This is a genomic window from Kocuria oxytropis (assembly GCF_040981195.1).
In the GTDB taxonomy this organism is placed as follows: domain Bacteria; phylum Actinomycetota; class Actinomycetes; order Actinomycetales; family Micrococcaceae; genus Kocuria; species Kocuria oxytropis.
In genome coordinates, this window is record NZ_JAVFXA010000009.1 from 121,769 (window position 1) to 141,508 (window position 19,740).

Genomic DNA, 19,740 nt, shown 5'->3' on the forward strand with positions numbered 1-19,740 from the left:
GCCCGGCGGGACCGGGCAGCCGCTCCAACGTCGGGGCGACAGGACTCGAACCTGCGATCTCCTGCTCCCAAAGCAGGCGCGCTAGCCACTACGCTACGCCCCGGTACCTGCAGCCTGGGCTGCAACGACTGCGGTCCGGTGCACGAGCACGGACCACCGGCGAGTCTACCGGGTGGGCGGACGGGGCCGCACCTCGGCCCGCGGAGACGCTCGGGCGGGCGCCGGCACGCGCTCCGTCCACCCTGCTCCGGCGGTCCGTCCGGGCCCCGGGATTTGACACCGCGCGCGCCGGGCCGGTTAATGGGAATGGCCTCGGCAGAGCGCCCTGCGGGGATGTAGCTCAATGGTAGAGCCTCAGTCTTCCAAACTGATTACGCGGGTTCGATTCCCGTCATCCCCTCGCCGTGCACGAACGCCCCGGTCCTCCTGGACCGGGGCGTTCGTCGTGCTCAGGGGCCCGCGCCCCGTCGGCCGGGACCGCCGGCCGGTGCGCGCGGGGCTCAGCGGACCAGCCCGACGACGCGCCAGAACCGGCCGCGGTGGGCGTACACGGGTCGCAGGCCGTGCTCGCGCAGCACGGCGAGCATGGCCTCGGGCGGGTGCGCGTAGTTGCGGAAGGACCGGCCGCTCACCCGGTAGAACGCGTTGAGCACGGCCAGGGACGCCCGGACCGCCGGGGTCCGCGGCGGGAAGCTGAGCACCAGGAGCCGCTGCGCGTGGTCGGCGGCGGCCGCGAGCAGCCGCTCGTGGTCGGGATAGCAGCACACCACCCGGTGCAGGACGACGACGTCGTGAGGCCCCACCGCCCCGGGGTCGGCGGCGATGTCGAGCCGGCGCCGGTCCGTGCGGCCGCTCGTCCCGGCCGCCGCGGCGAGCGCCGCGGCCTCGGCCTCGTAGGAGTCCACGAGCTCGAGGTTGGTGGTGCGGGCCGCCCCGCGGCGCAGCAGCTCGAGCTGGACCTCCCCGACCCCGCCGCCGATCTCGAGCACGCCGGCCCCCTCGATGCCGCGCGACTCCAGGAAGGACAGCAGCCGCCGCGTGGTCCGGTCCGGGCCGGAGCGGCGGTAGCGGGCGGCCAGGTGGCGGGCGAGCCGCGGCCCGAACACGCCCTCGTAGCCTCCGGGACCGCAGCAGCTGCTCACGGGAGCAGGATAGCCCGGCGGCGGCGCCGGGCGGAGGGGGCGCCGGTGGGGCGTGCCGGCCGGCGGCGGCCCCGCCCCCGTGGGCCCGGGCCCGGCCTTCCCCGGCGGAACGGGCGCCGGTGGGGCGTGCCCGCCGTCGGCTCTGCCTCGCCCCTGCGGGTCCGGCTTCAGCCCTGGCAGGAGGGGCACCAGTAGAGCGTGCGCCCCGCCAGCTCCCCCGCGGCCACGGGCGTGCCGCAACGACGGCACGGCAGGCCCTGGCGCCGGTAGACCAGGTGGGCGTGCTCGGGCCAGGCCTGCTCCTCCCCGGTGCCCGGACGGTCCTCGGGGTCGGTCGTCACGATCCGGCCGAGCCGGACGCCGGTGCGCATGAGGGCGGCGTTCTCCGCCCAGAGCACCCGCAGCCGGGCCGCGCCGAGGGCCCGCCCCGGGGTCAGCGGGTCGAGGCCGCGCCGGAACAGGGACTCCGCCCGGAAGATGTTGCCCACCCCGGCCACGACCGCCTGGTCCATGAGCAGAGCGCCCACGGGCCGGCGGCTGCGCCGGACCGCGGCCACGAAGGCCTCGGGGTCCGCGTGGGGGTCGAGCGGGTCCGGGCCGAGCCGCGCCCGGGCCGCCTCGGCCCCGGCGCGGCTCTCGAGCACGCACAGCGTGGGCCCGCGCAGGTCGGCCCAGCCCTCGTCGCCCACCAGCCGCACGCGCACCGCCCCCACCGGAGGCGGCGGCCGCAGCGGGCCGGCCGCGGGGGCGCCGTCGTCGTGGCACTCCCGCTCGCCGATCCGGCGCGGCGCCCCGATCGAGGAGGCACCGCGGAAGCGGTCGGTGCCGCCGAAGCTCCACGCGCCGTAGAGACCGAGGTGCGAGCGCAGCACGCGGTCCCCGGCGAAGTCCAGGAAGAGCTGCTTGCCGTGGGCGCGGGCGCCCTCGAGCACGGCGCCGTCCAGGGCGGCCGCCCCGGCGGCGAAGCGTCCCTGCGGGGAGCTCACGGACAGGGCCTGGCCCGCGAAGCAGTCCCCGAACTGGCGGGCGAGCCGGTGGATCGAGTGGCCCTCCGGCACTCAGGCCTCCCGGGCGGCCGGGAACTCGCGCGGGCGCAGCTCCTCGAGCCTGCCGGCGACCGTGCCGGTGGACTCGTACTCGCCGATCTGCCCGATCCGGCGGACGTGGCGCTCGTCGCCGGAGAAGGGCTCCGCCAGGAACGCCCGGACGATCTCCAGCGCCTCCTCCCGCGGGTGCTGGCGCCCGCCGACCGCCACGACCTGCGCGTCGTTGTGCTGGCGCGCCAGCCGGGCGGTGTCCAGGTTCCAGGCCAGCGCGGCCCGGACGCCCGCCACCTTGTTGGCGGCGATCTGCTCCCCGTTGCCGGATCCGCCCAGCACGATCCCGAGGGAGTCGAGCCCGGCCTCCCGGTCCGCCACGACGGCGCGCGCGGCGCTGATGCAGAAGGCGGGGTAGTCGTCGAGGGCGTCGTACTCGGCGGGGCCGTGGTCGACGAGGTCGTAGCCGGCGGCGACGAGCTCCTCCACCAGGTAGCGGGAGAGGTCCAGGCCGGCGTGGTCGGTGGCGATGTGGACGCGCATGGGCGGCGTGCTCCTGGGGTTCGCGGGAACGGGGCGGGATCGAGGCGCGGACCCGCGGAGGAGGTCCGGCCGCCCTCCAGCGTATCGGGTGCCGCGGCCGCGCGGACGGGCCGGGGGCTCCCGCGGCGGCCGGGGCCCGGGGGGCATAATGGGACGACTCCCTGCGGCCCGCCGGTCGCGGACGCCCCGACCCCCACGTGATCCCGACCCCGACGAGAGGACGGCGCTGAAGTGCCCGGAACCAACCTGACCCGCCAGGAGGCGGCCGCGCGGGCCGAGACCGTGGCGGTGGACGCCTACGAGGTCGTCCTCGACCTCACCCGCGGCGAGCGGCTCTTCCGCTCCACGACCACCGTGCGCTTCCGGGCGAGCCCGGGCGCCGCGACGTTCATCGACGCGATCACCGAGACGGTGCACTCCGTGGTGCTCAACGGCGCCGAGCTCGACCCCGCCGAGGTGGCGGACGGGGCCCGGATCCAGCTGTCGGGACTCGCGGAGCACAACGTGCTCACGGTCGAGTCCGACTGCCGGTACATGAACACCGGCGAGGGCCTGCACCGGTTCGTGGACCCGGTCGACGACGAGGTGTACCTCTACACCCAGTTCGAGGTGGCGGACACCCGCCGGGTCTTCGCCGTGTTCGAGCAGCCGGACCTCAAGGCGCGCTTCGCGTTCACGGTCACGGCCCCGGCGCATTGGACCGTGGTCTCGACCCAGCCCACCCCGCAGCCCCGGCCCGCCGGCGAGGGCACCGCCACGTGGTCCTTCGCGCCCACGCCGGTGGTGCCCTGCTACGTCACCTCGCTGATCGCCGGCCCGTACGCGTCCGTGCACGACGAGCTCACGAGCGCCGACGGCCGCACGATCCCGCTGGGCCTCTACGCCCGGCGCTCGCTCATGGAGCACGTCGAGGCCGAGGAGATGTTCGGGGTCACCAAGCAGGGCTTCGAGTTCTTCGAGGCGCAGTTCGGGGTGCCCTACCCGTTCGAGAAGTACGACCAGCTGTTCGTCCCGCAGTTCAACGCCGGGGCCATGGAGAACGCCGGCGCGGTGACCTTCGTGGAGCTCTACGTCTTCCGGTCGCGACCCACCCGGGCGCGGGTGGAGCGGCGGGCCGTCACGATCCTGCACGAGCTCGCCCACATGTGGTTCGGCGACTTCGTGACCATGCGCTGGTGGAACGACCTGTGGCTCAACGAGTCCTTCGCCGAGTTCATGTCGACCCTCGCGGCCGCGGAGCACACCCGGTGGACCGACGCCTGGACCACGTTCGCCGCCGGGGAGAAGTCCTGGGGCTACGAGCAGGACCAGCTGCCCACCACGCACCCCATCGTGGCGGAGATCCGCGACCTCGAGGACGTGCTGGTCAACTTCGACGGCATCACCTACGCCAAGGGCGCCTCGGTGCTCAAGCAGCTCGTCGCGTGGGTGGGCCAGGAGCAGTTCATGGCCGGGCTGCACCGCTACTTCCTGGAGCACGCGTGGGGCAGCACCGAGCTGCGCGACCTCCTGGTCCGGCTCGAGGAGGCCAGCGGCCGGGACCTCGACGAGTGGGCCGCCCAGTGGCTCGGCACCGCCGGGGTGAACACCCTGACCCCGGTCCTGGAGACCGACCAGGACGGGATCATCCGGGCCTTCCGGATCGAGCAGACCGCTCCCGCGGAGCACCCCACGCTGCGCCCGCACCGGCTGGCCGTGGGCTTCTACGACCACGACGCGCAGCGGGGCCGGCTCGTGCGCACCCACCGGCTCGAGCTCGACGTCGACGGCGCGTCCACGGAGGTGCCCGAGCTGGTGGGGCGGGAGATGCCCGACCTCGTGCTGCTCAACGACGACGACCTCGCCTACGCGAAGATCCGGCTCGACGAGTGCTCCCTGGACACGGCCCTCACGCACCTGCAGAACTTCGAGGACACGCTCCCGCGCGCCCTCGTCCAGGCCTCCGTGTGGGACGGGGTGCACGACGGCGAGACGCCCGCCCGCCGCTACGTGGAGCTCGTGCTGGGCACCGTCGCCCACGAGACGTCCTCGACCGCCGTCCAGGTGCAGCTGCGCCAGCTGGACACCGTGCTCGACGGCTACGTGGCGGAGTCCGCGCGGGAGGCCACCGTGCACGGCGCCGCCGACCGGCTGCTGCGCCTGACCGAGGAGGCGGAGGCCGGGTCCGATCGGCAGCTGCAGTTCCTGCGGGCCTTCGCCCGGCACGCCCGCACCGGGGACCAGCTCGACGTCCTCGAGCAGCTCCTCGACGGCCGGCGCTCCCTGCCCGGCCTGCCGCTGGACACCGACCTGCGCTGGAGCCTGCTCACGGCCCTGTGCGCCGGCGGACGCCTCGGCGACGAGGCCGTGGACCGGATGCTCGCCGAGGACGACACCGAGAACGGCGCGATCGCGGCCGCACGCGCCCGGGCCGCGATCCCCACGCCCGAGGCCAAGGCCCGGGCCTGGCAGCAGATCATGGTGGACGGATCCCTGCCCAACTCGATCCAGGACGCGGCGATCGACGGGTTCCGCACCGCGGCCGACCCCTCGCTGCTGGAGCCGTGGGCCGAGCGGTACTTCGCGGCGATCCCTGACGTGTGGCGCACCCGCACGCACGAGCTCGCCCAGCAGATCGCGGTCGGCATGTACCCCAACATCCCCGCCCAGCAGACGGTGGACGCCACGGACGCGTTCCTCGCGGACCTGCCGGAGGACCTGCACGGGCTGCGGCGGCTCGTGCTCGAGCGGCGCGACGCGACCGCCCGCGCGGTCCGCGCGCAGGCCGTGGACGCCGCCTCCCAGGTGGCGCGCGCATGAGCGGCGGGACGCAGCACCCGGTCCCCGGCGAGCCCGGCCCCGGCGAGCCCGGTCCCGGCGCAGGCCCGCGCACCGACCCGGCCGCCGCCGCCCCGCCCGGGGCGCGGTCCTTCTCCGTGGGAGCCCCGCTGTCCCAGCTGCGCCGGCCGGTGCCCCAGGTCGGCGACGAGCGGGAGCAGGCCGAGGCGGGCACGTCGTCGTCGTTCTACGAGCAGGTGGGCGGGCACGAGACGTTCGTGAAGCTCGTGCACGAGTTCTACGTCCGGGTGGCCGAGGACGAGCGGTTCCGCGCGCTCTACCCGGAGGACGACCTCGGGCCGGCCGAGGAGCGCCTGCGGATGTTCCTCGAGCAGTACTGGGGCGGGCCGACCACCTACTCCGAGCGCCGCGGTCACCCGCGGCTGCGGATGCGGCACATGCCGTTCCCGGTGGACGCGTGGGCGCGCGAGACGTGGCTGCGGCACATGCGCGCGGCCCTGGACACCCTCGAGCTCTCCCCGCTGCACGACGGGATCATCTGGGACTACTTCGACCGGGCCGCCCACGCCATGGTCAACCGGCCCGGCTGAGCCCGGCGCCGGGCTCAGCGCTTGGCGAGGACGTGCCCTCCGGGGGTGCTCAGGCGCACCCAGCGGCCGTTCTCGGCCACGGCCACGTCGGTGCCCGGGCGCAGGAACCCGAGCGAGTACGCGGCGAACGCGGCGCCGTCCGGCGGTGCGGCACCGCTCAGCCGACCGGCGAGGGCGTCCGCCCACCCGGACGAACGGCCCCAGACCTGCGAGCGCACGGTGTCCACGACGGCGGCGCCGGCGTCCGTGGGCACGGCCCGGGCCACCTCGGCGATCCCGGCGCGGGCGGCCTCCCGCAGCTCGTCCCCGGCGACGGCGCCCACCGGCGACCACCCGCTCAGGGGCGGCGCGATGCCCGCCCAGGTGACGGTGGCGTCCATGGGGGGCAGGCCGACCTCCGTGGCGTCCTGGTCCTGGCGCGGCATCCGGTCGAGCACCCCGCCGAGCGGGACGGTGACGTCGAGGACCTGCTCCTCGGCCAGCGCCGCGGTGCGCAGGCCCAGCACCGTGGGCGTGCTGTCGAGCAGCCCGTGGGGCTCGAGCACGCACACGTAGACGCCGAGGGCCCGCCCGCGCGCCTGGAAGCGCACCGCGCCCTGGGGGTCGACGCCGCGGGCACGGGACAGGTAGGTCCGCAGGTCGGCGACGTCCCGCGGGTCCGTGAGGGGAAGGGACCGGCTCACGGCGCTCAGGCCTGGGCCGGCACGGGGCGGCGGGCGAAGCGGGCCGGGGCGTCCGCCCACTGGGCGAGCGCGCTGCGCGGCGCCTCGTCGAGGCGGGTGGACCGTCCGGTCTCCCGGTCGATCACCACGACCACGGTCTGCGCCACCGCGTAGACCCGGGAGCCGTCCTCCTCCTGGACCGCGTAGTCCAGCACGAAGCTCGACCCGCCCACGGAGGAGACGCCCACGCGCACGAAGACGGGATCGGCGCGGTACAGCAGCTGCTCCGTGTACTCGACCTCCTGCCGGCCGATCACGGTCATCCGCTCGCCCAGCAGGGAGCGGAACGTGGCGTCCGCGGGCGCGCCGGCCACGGCGCCCTCGGGCAGCGGCCGGGACATGAGCCGCACGCGGGCGTCCTCCAGGTACTGGAGCATGGTGACGTTGTTGACGTGGCCGTAGCTGTCGATGTCGCCGAAGCGCATCTGGATGGGGATCAGCAGCGATGACATGACCCCCATCCCATCACACCGCGGCACTCCGGTCGCGCCGTGGCGGGGGCCGCCCGCTTGGTTAGAGTGAGGCCCATGACGTACAGCCCTCTCCCGGACCCCACCCAGGCCCTGCTCGACATGCTCGATCTCGCGGACGGGGGTGGCGCGCGCACGCTCGAGGACATCTACGTGGGCCACTCCATCTCCCCCGCGCGCGGCCGGGTCTACGGAGGGCAGGTCCTGGCGCAGGCCGTGACCGCCGCCATGCGCACCGTGGAGCCGGAGCGGATCGTGCACTCCCTGCACGGGTACTTCCTGCGCGCCGGGGACGTGTCCCGGCCGATCACGTTCGGGGTGGAGCGGATCCGGGACGGGCGCTCCTTCTCCGCCCGCCGCGTGCACGCCTACCAGGAGGGTCGCGCCATCCTTTCGGCCATCGCCTCCTTCCAGGTGCCGGCCCGCGGACTGGACCACCAGGACGAGTGCCCCCAGAACCTGCCCGAGCCCGAGTCCCTGCCCAGTGCCGTGGAGCTGCTGGGCCACATCGACGCGCCCGAGGCGCAGGCCATCGCCCACGAGCGGCCCTTCGACATGCGCTACATCACCGAGCCGATCTACTTCGAACCGGACTCGCGCGGGGAGCCGTTCAACGCCGTGTGGATCAAGACCCTCAAGCCGCTGCCGGACGACCCGAACATCCACCGCGCCGCGCTCGCCTACGCGAGCGACTACACCCTCCTGGAGCCGGTGCTCCGGCTGCACGGCAGGACGTGGATCGAGCCGGGGATGAACCTCGCCTCGCTCGACCACGCGATGTGGTGGCACCGGGAGGCGCGCGCCGACGAGTGGCTGCTGTACGTGCAGTCCTCCCCCAACGCGTCCTCGGCCCGCGGTCTCGGGGTGGGGCGGATGTTCTCCCGGGACGGACGGCTCGTCGCCACGACGGCCCAGGAGGGCATGATGCGCTTCCCCGAGTTCCACTGAGGTTCCCCGAGTTCCACTGAGGTTTCCGGGGGCCGCAGAGCTTCCCCTGAGGGCCACAGAGGTTCTGCGGGGGCCGCTGAGCTGCCCCGGAGTCCGCTGGGCTTCCCCGGGGTCCACTGGGCCTCCCCGGAGTCCGCTGAGCTTTCCCCCGGGGTCCACTGGGCCCCCGCGCGAGCTGCGCAGGGATCCGTCGTGCCCGCGCGCGTGGTGCCGCGCGGGCACGACGGAGGGCGCCGGTCCCGCGGGACCGGCGCCCTCCGGGCGGGACGACTCAGTCGCGGGTCAGCCGGCGGTGGGTGACCCGGTGCGGCCGCGCGGCGTCGGCGCCGAGACGATCCACCTTGTTGGCCTCGTAGGACTCGAAGTTGCCCTCGAACCAGTACCAGCGGTCCGGCTCCTCGTCGGTGCCCTCCCACGCCAGGATGTGGGTGGCGACCCGGTCGAGGAACCACCGGTCGTGCGAGACGACCACGGCGCAGCCCGGGAACTCCAGCAGCGCGTTCTCCAGCGAGCCGAGGGTCTCGACGTCGAGGTCGTTCGTGGGCTCGTCGAGGAGCAGCAGGTTGCCGCCCTGCTTGAGGGTCAGCGCCAGGTTCAGCCGGTTCCGCTCCCCGCCGGAGAGCACGCCGGCCTTCTTCTGCTGGTCCGGGCCCTTGAAGCCGAACGCCGAGACGTAGGCGCGCGAGGGCATCTCCACGTTGCCCACGTTGATGTAGTCGAGGCCGTCCGAGACGACCTCCCACAGGGACTTGTTGGCGTCCAGGTTCGCGCGGTTCTGGTCCACGTAGGAGATCTTGACCGAGTCGCCGATCCGCAGCTCCCCGCCGTCCAGCTCCTCGAGGCCCACGATGGTCTTGAACAGGGTGGACTTGCCGACGCCGTTGGGGCCGATGACGCCCACGATGCCGTTGCGCGGCAGGGAGAAGGACAGGCCCTTGATCAGGGAGCGGTCCCCGAAGCCCTTCTGCAGGTCCTTCGCCTCGATCACGAGGTTTCCCAGACGGGGCCCCGGCGGGATCTGGATCTCCTCGAAGTCCAGCTTCCGGGTCTTCTCGGCCTCGGCGGCCATCTCCTCGTACCGGGCCAGGCGGGCCTTCGACTTCGCCTGCCGGCCCTTCGCGTTGGAGCGCACCCAGTCGAGCTCGTCGGCCAGACGCTTGGCCTGCTTGGCGTCCTTCTTGCCCTGCACCTCCATGCGGGCGCGCTTGGTCTCGAGGTAGGCCGAGTAGTTGCCCTCGTAGCCGTAGAGGCGGCCGCGGTCGACCTCGCAGATCCACTCGGCCACGTGGTCGAGGAAGTACCGGTCGTGGGTCACGGCCATGACGGCGCCGTGGTAGTCCTTCAGGTGCTGCTCCAGCCACAGCACGGACTCGGCGTCCAGGTGGTTGGTGGGCTCGTCGAGCAGCAGGAGGTCCGGCTTCTGCAGCAGCAGCTTGCACAGGGCCACGCGGCGGCGCTCACCGCCGGAGAGGACGGTGACGTCGGCGTCCGGCGGCGGGCAGCGCAGGGCGTCCATCGCCTGCTCCAGCTGGGAGTCGAGGTCCCAGGCGTTGGCGGCGTCGATGTCCTCCTGGAGCCTGCCCATCTCCTCCATGAGGGCGTCGAAGTCGGCGTCCGGCTGGGCCATCTCCTCGGAGATCGCGTTGAAGCGGTCGACCTTCGCCTTGATCTCGCCCACGCCCTCCTCGACGTTGCCGAGGACGGTCTTCTCCTCGTTCAGCGGCGGCTCCTGCAGCAGGAGGCCCACGGTGTAGCCGGGGCTGAGCCGGGCCTCACCGTTGGAGGGCTGGTCGAGGCCGGCCATGATCTTGAGGATGGTGGACTTGCCGGCCCCGTTGGGGCCCACGACGCCGATCTTCGCGCCGGGGTAGAACGACATGGTGACGTCGTCCAGGATGACTTTGTCGCCCACGGTCTTGCGGGCCTTGGACATTGTGTAGATGAATTCCGCCATGCCCTCCAGGCTACCCCGCTCCGCGGCGGCCCAGGGGCGGGGGGACGGGACGGGGACGCGGGCACCCCCGGTCCCCTGCGGCCCCCGCGCCCCGGACGGCCTCGCCGGCCGGGCTCAGGTGGCCGCCGGCTGCCGCCGGGGACGCCGGAGCGCCCCGCTGCCGGCCCCGAGGAGCTCGCCCGTCTGCGGGTCGACGCCCTCCGGGACCGCCGGGTCCTCGTGCTCCTCCGCCGGGGATCCGTCCGGAGCCGCGGCCGCCGGGGGACGCTCCGCGGCGCCGTCCTCGGGCGGCGCCGCGACCGGGTGTCCCGCCTGCCCGGCGGAGGGGGTCCCGGACTGCCCCGCCGGCGCGGCCCCGAACTCCTCGGCGGGCGGTGCGGAGCTGACCGTTCGCTGGAAGCAGGCTGTCCCCAGTGCGAGGTCGTGGCCGATGGACACCGCATCCACGTCCACGGCGGTGTTGCGCCCGTGCTCGCCCTCCCAGAACCGGACCTTGAGCTTGCCGACCACCACCACGGGCTGCCCCTTCTTGATGCTGGCCAGGGCATTGAGCCCCAGGGCCCGGAACGCCTGGATCGAGAACCAGTTGGTGTGCCCGTCCCGCCACGACCCGGCCTGCTGGTCGAACCAGCGCGGGGTGGAGGCCAGGCGGAAGGTCACCACCACGGTGCCGTCGGGCAGGTTGCGGGACTCGGGATCCGTGGCCACGTAGCCGCGGACGGTGATCTGCTCGGTCATCGGGAACTCCTCTGGACGGCGGCCGCTCCGGCCGGTGCTGGCCCCGGTGGCGGGGTGCACCCAGGGTGCGTGGAGTCCGGGTGAGCCGGTGGCCGGTCACCGCCGGCTGTGGACGGCGGGCCCGTCGTCGCCGGAGGGATGGGGGCTGTGCAGTCCGGTGGGCCGGTGGCGGTGGAGGCCGGCGGGCCGGTGCCTCCGGCGGACCCGGCGGGCCGGTGGCTCCGGTGGGCCGGTGGCCGCTGAGTCCGTGGAGCCGGCCTGTTCCCGTGCTCTCAGTCGATGTCGCCGGCGTTCCAGGCGATGACCCCGAGGGGTTCCCGGCGCCGCTCCTGCTCGTGGGAGCACGCCCAGCACCACGGGCCGTAGAAGGGCGGAGCGCCGCACGGGCAGAGCCGGATCCGAGCCATCGGACTCACCTCGATGTTCGTTGCAGACGCCGGGCAGGTGGCGACCTGCCGGACGACATCCTGCGCAGGTGTCCTCACCCCTACTACCGGCGCGGGGGATCCTGTGGATGCACCGCGCGCCGACTTCTCCGGCCCGCCGGCCGGCCGGAGCGCCGGGTCCGGCACCGCTCCCCCCGGACGCCCCGTCGATCCGGCCCCGCGGCACCGTGCGGCCGGGCGCCGTCCGTGGCCGGCGGTGCCGGAGCGCCGGCGCACGGATCCCGCGGTGCAGTGGGGACGGCCCGGCCCCGGGGCACTCGACCGGGCGGGCTTCGCGGCCCGGCCGCTCCGGCCCTGGCGTCGCCGCCGCCCACGGCAGCGACGCCCTGCGGCCGCCTGGCTAGGCCGCGAGCCCCGGCTCCACGACCACGCAGTCCCCCCTGAAGTCGAGGTGCATGCTGTGCAGCTCGACGATCCCCCGGATGATGGTCTCCAGTCGCTCGGGATCGACGTCCTCGCCGAGCTGCCGGACGATGAAGTCCCTGGTGTCCTCCGCGGCCTCCTCGACCGTGTCGTAGTGGTAGTAGCGGACCCCCCGGCCCGTCCACTGCCTGATGATGGTGACGCTCATGGTTCCTCCCCCTGATCGGATCCGGACACGAGGCCCGTGGCCGCCCCGGCACCCCGTCCGGGAACTGCGGCCGCCCCGGCGGGCTGCCGCCGGGACCGTCGCCGAGGTGCTCGCCCGGCCCAGTTCCGACCTGGACGACGATGCCGGGTGGGCGGCTCGTCGCACCCCTCGACGCACCTCTTAACGTATGCGAATGCACACGGGGGTGGCTGTCCACACTTTCGCAGCCGGAGGCGTCCGCCGGCCGGCATCGGACGACGGAGGCACCGTCGCGGAGCACGACGGCACCGTGGCGCCGAGCACGACGGCCGGCGCACAGGAGGGCAATCTCCCCGGGCGGCACGATGGGGCCTGCCGACCGGGGAGCGGGTCGTCGGTGCGGCGGCAGCTGTCCAGGTCGGCCGCACCGGGGTCGTCCCGCGCACGGCACGGCCCCGCCCCGCGGGTCCGCGGGACGGGGTCGTGCCGATGCCTCCGGCCGAGATCGGGCGACGGCCGTGCGCAGCGGTGCTGTGCCCCAGGAGGGAGTCGAACCCCCGACCAAGAGATTAGAAGGCTCCTGCTCTATCCACTGAGCTACTGGGGCGGGCCGCCCGGGAACAAGCCCCGGGCACCGCGCTCGAGTTTACCAACTCCCCGGCGAGGGCCCGGCCCGCGCGCCTCACGCCGCGGATGCGGCCCGCGCGGACCACGTGGCGGGACGGACCCCGCTCAGATCACGGCGTTCTGCACCGGCGGCTGGTAGCGACCGCGGAACAGCCGCCGGGTGGCCGGGTCGATGAACCACAGGTAGACGCCGTAGGAGAGGGCGACGACCGCGGCGATCAGCCGGCCGGAGCTGAGGTCCAGGTCCAGGTAGGGGAAGACGTCCAGCTGGTCGGAGACGGCGTAGATCATGAAGAAGACCGTCAGGAAGAACAGGATGTCCACCTGCCAGTCGCTGCGGATCCCCGTGACGGCGAACAGCGGGATGAGCCACACCACGTACCAGGCCTGGATCATCGGGGAGAAGAGCACGATCGCCGCGAAGGCCCAGGTGAGCCGGCGGATGATCCGCTCGTCCCGGCCCACGAACATCAACCACAGGATCACCGGCACCGCGAGCGCCTGGCCCACGGAGTGGGTCACGTCCCGCCACTGGCCCGAGTCGGCGCCCACGGCCGCGGCCAGGGTGGCGGCGAGACCGCCGACGAAGCCCACGGGGGCGTACCAGATGGACACCGAGCCCGGGGTGGACATCGCGGCGACCCAGCCGAAGCCGAAGCCGTTGACCAGCCCCATGAGCCCGAGCAGGGCGATCGAGTAGGCGAGGACCAGGAACCAGATCATGAACCGTCGCGGCCAGGAGGCGCCCCGGCCCGCCCAGAGCAGACCGATGAAGGGCAGGAAGACCAGGGTGATGGGCTTGATCGCCACCGACAGGGTGACGAGCGTGGTGCCGAGCAGCCCGCCCTTCCAGTTCCGGTGCACCGCGGCCGCGTAGGTGCCGCCCAGGGCCAGGGCGATCATGATGGCGTCGTTGTGCACGGAGACGATGAAGTTGGTCAGGAACAGCGGGTTGGCGGCACTGAGCCACAGGGCCCGCGCCGGGTTGATGCCGTGCAGCCGGGCGAGCCGCGGGATCAGCCACATGCACGCGATCACGGCGAGCACGCACAGGCCCCGGAACCAGAGCACGGCGGCGTCCGGGTCCGCCCCCGTCACGGCCACCACGAACTGCTCGAGCCACAGGAAGAGGGGCCCGTAGGGCGGCGGGGACTCCGACCACATCTGGTCCGCCCCGAGCTGGAAGAAGTTGTCGATCGTGGAGACCCCGTGCTCGTAGGGGTTCAGCCCGTTGGCCATCACCCGGCCCTGGCCGATGTAGGAGTAGACGTCCCGGCTGAACAGGGGGATCGTCACGAGCATGGGCGCGGACCACGCGGCCACGGCGGCGAGCACCCACCGGCCGCTGCCCGGCCCCCACCGGTTGAGCTTCTGGCCCAGCCGCAGCCACTCGCGGATCAGGAGCATCCCGCCCACGGCGAGCAGGAGGATGGAGACGATCACCCCGGTGGTGGTGAAGCGCATGCCGATGATCACCGGCGCCTGCCGCAGCGGGGACACGGAGGCCAGCCAGCCGACGCCGAGGGAGCCGACGAGCAGCATGACCGAGCCGACGGTGCCCATGATCACCGTCCGCAGGGGCGAGCCGGAGATGTAGCGCGAGCTGTCGGGGTCCGCCGTCGTGCGGACGCCGCCGGGCTCTCCGTCCGGCGCCGACGTCCTCGAAGTGGTCTGCACTGCTCTCCCGATGCGCCCGTCCGTGGTTGCGGGCGCCGCGGCTGGGCGCAGCACGGACCCGTGGTCGCCCCGATCCTATCCCCGGCACCTCCCGGGATCCCCGAAGGCCCACGGGAGGGCGCGGGGACGTCGGGCCGGCACGGTAGATTGTCCGGGTGGCTACTTCCAACGGACGCATTGTGTGGATCGACTGCGAGATGACGGGGCTGTCCCTCGAGACGGACGCCCTCATCGAGGTCGCGGCGCTCGTCACCGACGACGAGCTGAACGTCCTCGGGGAGGGGGTGGACGTCGTCGTGCGCCCGAGCGAGGCGGCGCTGGCGCAGATGGGGGACTTCGTGCGGACCATGCACACGAGCTCCAAGCTGCTCGACGAGCTCCCCTCCGGGCTGACCATGGAGCAGGCGCAGGAGCAGGTCCTCGCCTACGTCAAGGAGTGGGTGCCCGAGCCGGGCAAGGCGCCCCTGGGCGGGAACTCGGTGGGCACGGACCGCACCTTCCTGGTGCGGGACATGCCGGAGCTCGTGGCGCACCTGCACTACCGCGTGATCGACGTCTCCACCATCAAGGAGCTCGCCCGCCGGTGGTACCCGCGCGCCTACTTCCAGGCCCCGCCGAAGACCGGCAACCACCGGGCGCTGGGCGACATCCGCGACTCGATCGACGAGCTGCGCTACTACCGCCGCGCCGTCTTCGCCGCCGAGCCGGGACCCGACTCGGAGACCGCGAAGGGCATCGCCTCGGAGATCGCCGCCTCCCGCACCGGCGCCTGAGCCGCCCGTCCGGGGCCGGACCCCGGCCGGCCGCGTCCGGCCCCGGGTGGTCCGGGGAGCTCCGGGAATGCGGTACACTCGTAGGCGTTGCCCAGCGGAAGCACGGTCTTCCGGCGGGCGTTCATGGTGGGCGTAGCTCAGTTCGGCAGAGCGCCTGGTTGTGGTCCAGGAGGTCGCGGGTTCAACCCCCGTCGCTCACCCACCGTGAAAGGCCGTCCCGAGGACTCGGGGCGGCCTTTCGTCGTTCCGGTCCGCCCCCGACGGGGCGCGAGCCCCGGCAAGTCGAAGGAAGTGCGTCATGGCCGTCCGCCCCGTGGTGATCACCGGCGATCCCGTCCTCCACCGTCCCGCCGCGAAGGTGGTGGACTTCGACGAGGAGCTGCGCGCCCTCGTCGAGGACATGTACGAGACCATGGACGCCGCCCACGGCGTGGGGCTCGCCGCCCCGCAGATCGGCGTGGGCCTGCGGATCTTCACCTACACCTTCCGCAACGACGACGGCGTGCCGCCGCGCGGCGTGCTCGTCAACCCGCTCCTGACCCCGGGGAAGGTCTCGCAGGACCCGCCGGACCCGGACGAGGAGTCGGAGGGCTGCCTGTCCGTGCCGGGGCACAGCTGGCCGCTGAAGCGGGCGGAGTGGGTCCGGGTCGCCGGGTTCGACGTGGACGGCAATCCCGTCGATTTCGAGGCCACCGGGTGGTTCGCCCGGGTCATGCAGCACGAGTACGACCACCTGGACGGCAAGCTCTACGTGGACCGGCTCACCGACAAGTGGTCCCGCAAGGCCCGCAGGGCGGTCAAGGCCGAGGGCTGGGGCCGGCCCGGCCGCACCTGGACGCCGGGCGTGGACGAGGACCCGTTCGGGCACTGACCGTTCGGCGGGCCGGGTGCCCGCCGCGGCGCGCCCGGGCTCAGCCCTCGGTGCGCACCACGACGAGCTCACCGGCGGAGCGGGCCGTGGGCCCGGTGAGCTCGGCCTGCCAGCGCTCCCGTGCCGCCGCGAGCAGCTCCTGCGGCGAGTCGACGGGCGCGCCCTCCGCGGCGCGCTCGGCCAGGTGGCGGGCGAGCAGCCCGCGGGTGTGCTTGGCCATGTGCGAGACGACCTGGCGCCTGCCCCGGTGCTCCCGGACGACCTTCACCCCCACCGTCCGCTCGTGCGGCGGGCGCCACGCCGCCGCGTACGCGGCCGACCGGCAGTCCACCACGAGCCCGTCGCCGGCCGCGGCCCCCAGCGCGGCGGGCAGGTGCCGCTTCCAGTGGGCCGCGAGCCGGCCGAGCCCGGGCAGCTGCGCCCCCATGGACAGGCGGTAGGCCGGGATCCGGTCCTCCGGGCGCACCGCGCCCCACAGGGCGGAGACGACGACGAGGGACTCCGCAGCGGCCGCGCGCTGCGACCCGGTCATCCCGGCCGGGTCGAGGGCGTCGTAGAGCACCCCGGTGTAGACGCTCAGGGCCGGTGCGGCCGGCTCGGTGCCGAGCCGGGTGTTGCGCTCCACCTCCGCCCGCAGCCGCTCGCCCACGCCGAGCACCTCGAGGGCGTCGTCGCGGGCGCTCGCCGCCGCCAGCTCGGTCAGCACCTGCTCGCGGGCGGCCGTGAGCTCGGGGAAGGACAGGTCCGCGGGGTCGACGGGCGCGCCGGCGCCCGGGGCGGTCTTGGTCTCGGAGGGCGGGAGGAGGATCAGCACCCGCAGCAGTCTAGTGACCCCGCGGTGCTCCGGCGCACCCGTGGACGCCCGGCGGCCCCCGGGGGCCGGTCCGGACGCACCGCCCCGGACGCGCAGGCACGGAGGCACCGGTCCGGACGTACCGGTCCGGCGGGTAGGATGGGCGGCGGACAGGCCGGCCGGGTGACCGCGGGCCGCGCAGCTCCGGCTGCCGCGGCGCGAGGAAAGTCCGGGCTCCGCAGAGCAGGATGGTGGGCAACGCCCACTCGGGGAGACCCGCAGGAAAGTGCCACAGAGAACAGACCGCCCGCCCCGGTCCGTCCGGGCAGCGGGTCAGGGTGAAAAGGTGGTGTAAGAGACCACCAGCGCGCCGGGTGACCGGCGCGGCTCGGTAAACCCCATCCGGAGCAAGGCCAGACAGGGTGCGTCCGAGGGCTGCTCGTCCGAGCACCCGGGTAGGCCGCTCGAGCCCACCGGCAACGGTGGGCCTAGATGGATGGTCACCAGCACGGCACGGGCGACCGGCCGTGCGCACAGAACCCGGCTTACAGGCCGGCCTGTCCCCCGCCCCCGCTGCCGGTGCCCCGAGGCCCGGCCGGAGCTCAGGAGCGCACGAGGATCACTCCGCACTCGGGGCAGGTGAGCACCTCGTCCGGAGCGGCCGCCCGGAACGCCGCGGCGTCCGTGGGGCTGAGCGCCGTTCCGCAGGACCCGCACGCGGTGCCCCGCAGCTCGGCGGCCGCCGGCCGCTCGGTGCCCCGCCCGGTCCGGATCCGCTCGTAGCGCGCCAGCAGCCCGGGATGGCCCACGCCCTCGGCCGCGGCCGCGCGCGCGCCGGTCAGCCCGCCGCGCTCCGCCGTGAGGGTCCGGCCCTCCTCGTCCCGCGCGGCGACCCGGCGACGTGCCTCCGCGTCGGCCTCCTTCAGTCGCGGCGTGATGCGGGCGCGGTGGTCCACGGCGTCGTCCAGCTCCTGCATGATCTCCAGCTCCGCCTCCTCCGCCTCGCCCAGCTGACGGGTGCGGGTGTCGATCTCGTGCTGCAGGCCCATCAGGTCCTTGGCGGACCCGCCCTGCTCGAGCCGCCGGCGGTCCTTCTCGATCGAGGCCTGGACACGGGCCACCTTCTGCTCGGCGGCGTCCAGCCGGCCACGGATCTCCTGCTCGCCGGCCTCGAGCTCCTTCGCGGTGGCGATCGCCCGGGCCCGCAGCTGCAGGGCGGCGGCGACCTCGGGGTCCGCCTGGAGCTCCGCGATCCGGGCGGCGATCCGGCGCAGCCGGGCGTCCACCCGCTCGAGCTCCAGCAGGGCTCGTTGCTGCTCGGGCGTGGCGGTGCTCATGCGGGTCCTCCTGCGGTCGGTGCGGCGGGGTCGGGGGCGGGACTGTCGTGGCCGGGGTGGTCCCGGTCGGACCGGACGGGATCGGACCGGACAGGGTCGGACCCGGCGTGACCGGGGTGGTCCAGCCGGAATTCCCACGGGTCGGAGCACCGCGCGGAGACCTCGACCTCGACCGCGTGGCCGCGGGCGGCGAGCGCGTCCCGCAGGGCCGCGGCGCCCACGGGCAGCCACAGCCACTCGCTCGCGAAGTGGGAGAGGTCCACGAGGAAGGGGGTGCCGTGGGCGCCGGGGCCCACGGCGGCCTCGCGGGCCTCGGACGCGGGGTGGTGGCGCAGGTCCGCGGTCACGTAGACGTCGGCCCCGGCGGCCCGCACCTCGTCGAAGAGGGAGTCGCCCGCTCCCCCGCACACCGCGACGCGCCACACGAGGGCGTCGGGGTCCCCGGCCACGCGGACGCCGTGGGCGGTGGGCGGGACCGCCTCGGCCAGGCGCCGGGCCAGGTCCCGCAGCCGCACGGGCCGGGCCAGGTCCCCCACGCGTCCGATACCCACGGCGGGGTCGGCGGGGTGCGGCGCGAGCGGCGTCGTCGTCGTGAGCCCGGCGGCCCGCGCCACGGCGTCCGAGACGCCGTCCGGGGCGGAGTCCGCGTTGGTGTGGCACGCGAGCAGCGCGCACCCGTTCTCGATGAGCTCGTGCACCACGGCGCCCTTGAACCCGTCGGCGGCCACGGAGGTGACCCCGCGCAGGAGCAGGGGGTGGTGGGTGACGAGCAGGTCGGTGCCGGTGGAGACGGCCTCGGCCACCACGTCGGCCACGGGGTCCACCGCGAACAGGATCCGGCGCACGGGCCGTTCGGGGCGCCCGGTGACGAGCCCGCTGGCGTCCCAGGGCTCCTGCAGGCGCAGGGGCCACAGCCGCTCGACGGTCTCGAGCACCTCGGACAGGGTGGGGGCGGGCCCGGGCGGGATCGTGCGCTGCTCGCTCATGGGCCCAGTCTAGGAGCCGCTCCGGCGCCGGTCCCGGCGCGGGACCGGAGGGTCGTGGGAATGATGCGGGCCGAGCGGTGTTGTACGGGTCATGGCCCTTCCCGCGCACGACGACGCACGCCGCGTCCCCCACCCGTCCTCCCCACCGGCCCCGGCCGGTCCCGCCGCGCCCGTGACCTTCGTGCTCGCCGGCGGGTGCTTCTGGTGCCTCGACGCCGTCTACCGGATCACCCGCGGGGTCACGTCCGTGGTCTCCGGCTACACGGGCGGCGCCCCCGGGCGCCCGAGCTACTACGAGGTCTGCTCCGGCACCACCGGTCACGCCGAGGCGGTCGCCGTGACCTTCGACCCCGCGGTGGTCCCGGCGGACGTGATCCTCGACCTCTTCTTCACCGGCCACGACCCCACGACCCTCAACCGCCAGGGCTACGACGTGGGCACCCAGTACCGCTCCGCGATGTTCTGGGCCGACGAGGCGCAGCGGGAGCTGTTCGAGGAGTCGATCCGCCGGGCCCAGCCGGCGTGGGACCAGCCGATCGTCACCACCCTGGAACCGCTCGGGACGTTCTGGGAGGCCGAGCCGGAGCACCAGGACTTCTACGCCCAGCAGCCCTGGAACGGCTACTGCCAGGTGATCATCAACCCCAAGCTGGCGAAGGTCCGGAAACGTTACTCCGCGTGGCTTACCGCGTAGTAGCGGTTGCGGGGCGTGGCTAGGCTGAGCTAGGACCGCGCCGTCGCGGGCCCCCCAGAGCAGC

At 74.3% G+C, this 19,740-nt stretch carries 19 protein-coding genes, 4 tRNA genes and 1 other RNA gene; 9 read left to right on the top strand and 15 right to left on the bottom strand.

All coding sequences use genetic code 11. The annotated features are described in order from the left end of the window. Positions 1–30: 30 nt before the first annotated feature. Positions 31–103, bottom strand: a tRNA-Pro gene (locus tag QYM41_RS10970). A gap of 226 nt (positions 104–329) precedes the next feature. Between QYM41_RS10970 and QYM41_RS10975 the strand changes: the two genes are divergently transcribed. Further along, positions 330–400: transfer RNA gene (locus QYM41_RS10975), tRNA-Gly, on the top strand. 100 nt (positions 401–500) lie between these two features. On the opposite strand, the gene QYM41_RS10980 is transcribed toward QYM41_RS10975, so the two are convergent. From QYM41_RS10980 to QYM41_RS10990, 3 genes are all read right to left on the bottom strand, one after another. After that, complete coding sequence (locus QYM41_RS10980) at positions 501–1,142, bottom strand: class I SAM-dependent methyltransferase (protein WP_368799772.1); 642 nt, start codon at positions 1,140–1,142, stop codon at positions 501–503. A 167-nt stretch (positions 1,143–1,309) separates the two neighbouring features. Then, positions 1,310–2,200 carry an Fpg/Nei family DNA glycosylase gene (locus QYM41_RS10985; RefSeq protein WP_368799773.1) on the bottom strand — a complete coding sequence of 297 codons (891 nt, stop codon included), beginning with the start codon at positions 2,198–2,200 and terminating at the stop codon, positions 1,310–1,312. Further along, positions 2,201–2,722: a ribose-5-phosphate isomerase gene (locus QYM41_RS10990; RefSeq protein ID WP_368799774.1), complete on the bottom strand. Its 522-nt coding sequence runs from the start codon at positions 2,720–2,722 to the stop codon at positions 2,201–2,203. 231 nt (positions 2,723–2,953) lie between these two features. On the opposite strand from QYM41_RS10990, the gene pepN reads away from it, so the two are divergent. Together pepN and QYM41_RS11000 are read left to right on the top strand one after the other, a co-directional pair. After that, positions 2,954–5,521 carry an aminopeptidase N gene (gene pepN / locus QYM41_RS10995; protein ID WP_368799775.1) on the top strand — a complete coding sequence of 856 codons (2,568 nt, stop codon included), beginning with the start codon at positions 2,954–2,956 and terminating at the stop codon, positions 5,519–5,521. Positions 5,522–5,670: 149 nt separating this feature from the next. Then, the gene (locus QYM41_RS11000; protein ID WP_368799824.1) at positions 5,671–6,090 is read left to right on the top strand and encodes a globin; all 420 of its coding nucleotides are present in this window, start codon (positions 5,671–5,673) and stop codon (positions 6,088–6,090) included. A 14-nt stretch (positions 6,091–6,104) separates the two neighbouring features. On the opposite strand, the gene QYM41_RS11005 is transcribed toward QYM41_RS11000, so the two are convergent. Beyond that, positions 6,105–6,773, bottom strand: coding sequence for a DUF8185 domain-containing protein (locus QYM41_RS11005; protein ID WP_368799776.1), 669 nt, complete (start codon positions 6,771–6,773; stop codon positions 6,105–6,107). A gap of 5 nt (positions 6,774–6,778) precedes the next feature. Beyond that, entirely contained in the window at positions 6,779–7,264 is a 486-nt protein-coding gene (locus QYM41_RS11010) for an acyl-CoA thioesterase (RefSeq protein WP_368799777.1), read from the bottom strand. A gap of 75 nt (positions 7,265–7,339) precedes the next feature. On the opposite strand from QYM41_RS11010, the gene QYM41_RS11015 reads away from it, so the two are divergent. Next, positions 7,340–8,230, top strand: coding sequence for an acyl-CoA thioesterase (locus QYM41_RS11015; RefSeq protein WP_368799778.1), 891 nt, complete (start codon positions 7,340–7,342; stop codon positions 8,228–8,230). Between the two features lie 271 nt (positions 8,231–8,501). On the opposite strand, the gene ettA is transcribed toward QYM41_RS11015, so the two are convergent. The 6 genes from ettA to mptB form a co-directional block, all read right to left on the bottom strand. Then, positions 8,502–10,184 carry an energy-dependent translational throttle protein EttA gene (gene ettA, locus QYM41_RS11020; protein WP_368799779.1) on the bottom strand — a complete coding sequence of 561 codons (1,683 nt, stop codon included), beginning with the start codon at positions 10,182–10,184 and terminating at the stop codon, positions 8,502–8,504. A 114-nt stretch (positions 10,185–10,298) separates the two neighbouring features. Continuing rightward, entirely contained in the window at positions 10,299–10,922 is a 624-nt protein-coding gene (locus QYM41_RS11025; protein WP_368799780.1) for a single-stranded DNA-binding protein, read from the bottom strand. A gap of 272 nt (positions 10,923–11,194) precedes the next feature. Further along, complete coding sequence (locus QYM41_RS11030) at positions 11,195–11,329, bottom strand: hypothetical protein (protein ID WP_368799781.1); 135 nt, start codon at positions 11,327–11,329, stop codon at positions 11,195–11,197. A 379-nt stretch (positions 11,330–11,708) separates the two neighbouring features. Next, positions 11,709–11,939 carry a hypothetical protein gene (locus QYM41_RS11035; RefSeq protein ID WP_368799782.1) on the bottom strand — a complete coding sequence of 77 codons (231 nt, stop codon included), beginning with the start codon at positions 11,937–11,939 and terminating at the stop codon, positions 11,709–11,711. Between the two features lie 513 nt (positions 11,940–12,452). Next, positions 12,453–12,525 (bottom strand) — tRNA-Arg (locus tag QYM41_RS11040). 125 nt (positions 12,526–12,650) lie between these two features. Further along, a complete protein-coding gene (gene mptB / locus QYM41_RS11045; protein ID WP_368799783.1) occupies positions 12,651–14,222 on the bottom strand; it encodes a polyprenol phosphomannose-dependent alpha 1,6 mannosyltransferase MptB in 1,572 nt (523 codons plus the stop codon). A gap of 197 nt (positions 14,223–14,419) precedes the next feature. Between mptB and orn the strand changes: the two genes are divergently transcribed. From orn to def, 3 genes are all read left to right on the top strand, one after another. Then, positions 14,420–14,995 (top strand): oligoribonuclease, encoded by a 576-nt coding sequence (gene orn / locus QYM41_RS11050; protein WP_438612590.1) that lies wholly within the window; start codon positions 14,420–14,422, stop codon positions 14,993–14,995. Positions 14,996–15,121: 126 nt separating this feature from the next. After that, positions 15,122–15,195, top strand: a tRNA-His gene (locus tag QYM41_RS11055). Between the two features lie 98 nt (positions 15,196–15,293). Then, entirely contained in the window at positions 15,294–15,866 is a 573-nt protein-coding gene (gene def / locus QYM41_RS11060; RefSeq protein ID WP_368799785.1) for a peptide deformylase, read from the top strand. Between the two features lie 40 nt (positions 15,867–15,906). On the opposite strand, the gene QYM41_RS11065 is transcribed toward def, so the two are convergent. After that, on the bottom strand, positions 15,907–16,680 hold the full coding sequence (locus QYM41_RS11065; protein WP_368799786.1) for a YaaA family protein: 774 nt from the start codon (positions 16,678–16,680) through the stop codon (positions 15,907–15,909). Between the two features lie 150 nt (positions 16,681–16,830). Between QYM41_RS11065 and rnpB the strand changes: the two genes are divergently transcribed. Continuing rightward, positions 16,831–17,223, top strand: an RNA gene (gene rnpB / locus QYM41_RS11070) — RNase P RNA component class A. 38 nt (positions 17,224–17,261) lie between these two features. On the opposite strand, the gene QYM41_RS11075 is transcribed toward rnpB, so the two are convergent. After that, complete coding sequence (locus tag QYM41_RS11075) at positions 17,262–17,996, bottom strand: zinc ribbon domain-containing protein (protein ID WP_368799787.1); 735 nt, start codon at positions 17,994–17,996, stop codon at positions 17,262–17,264. Next, the gene (locus QYM41_RS11080; RefSeq protein ID WP_368799788.1) at positions 17,993–18,982 is read right to left on the bottom strand and encodes a Nif3-like dinuclear metal center hexameric protein; all 990 of its coding nucleotides are present in this window, start codon (positions 18,980–18,982) and stop codon (positions 17,993–17,995) included. The genes QYM41_RS11075 and QYM41_RS11080 overlap by 4 nt, the downstream gene beginning before the upstream one ends. Before the next feature lie 91 nt (positions 18,983–19,073). Here QYM41_RS11080 and msrA point away from each other — a divergent pair, with 91 nt between their 5' ends. Next, positions 19,074–19,676, top strand: a complete 603-nt coding sequence (gene msrA, locus QYM41_RS11085) for a peptide-methionine (S)-S-oxide reductase MsrA (RefSeq protein WP_368799789.1) — start codon at positions 19,074–19,076, stop codon at positions 19,674–19,676. Positions 19,677–19,740 lie beyond the last annotated feature (64 nt).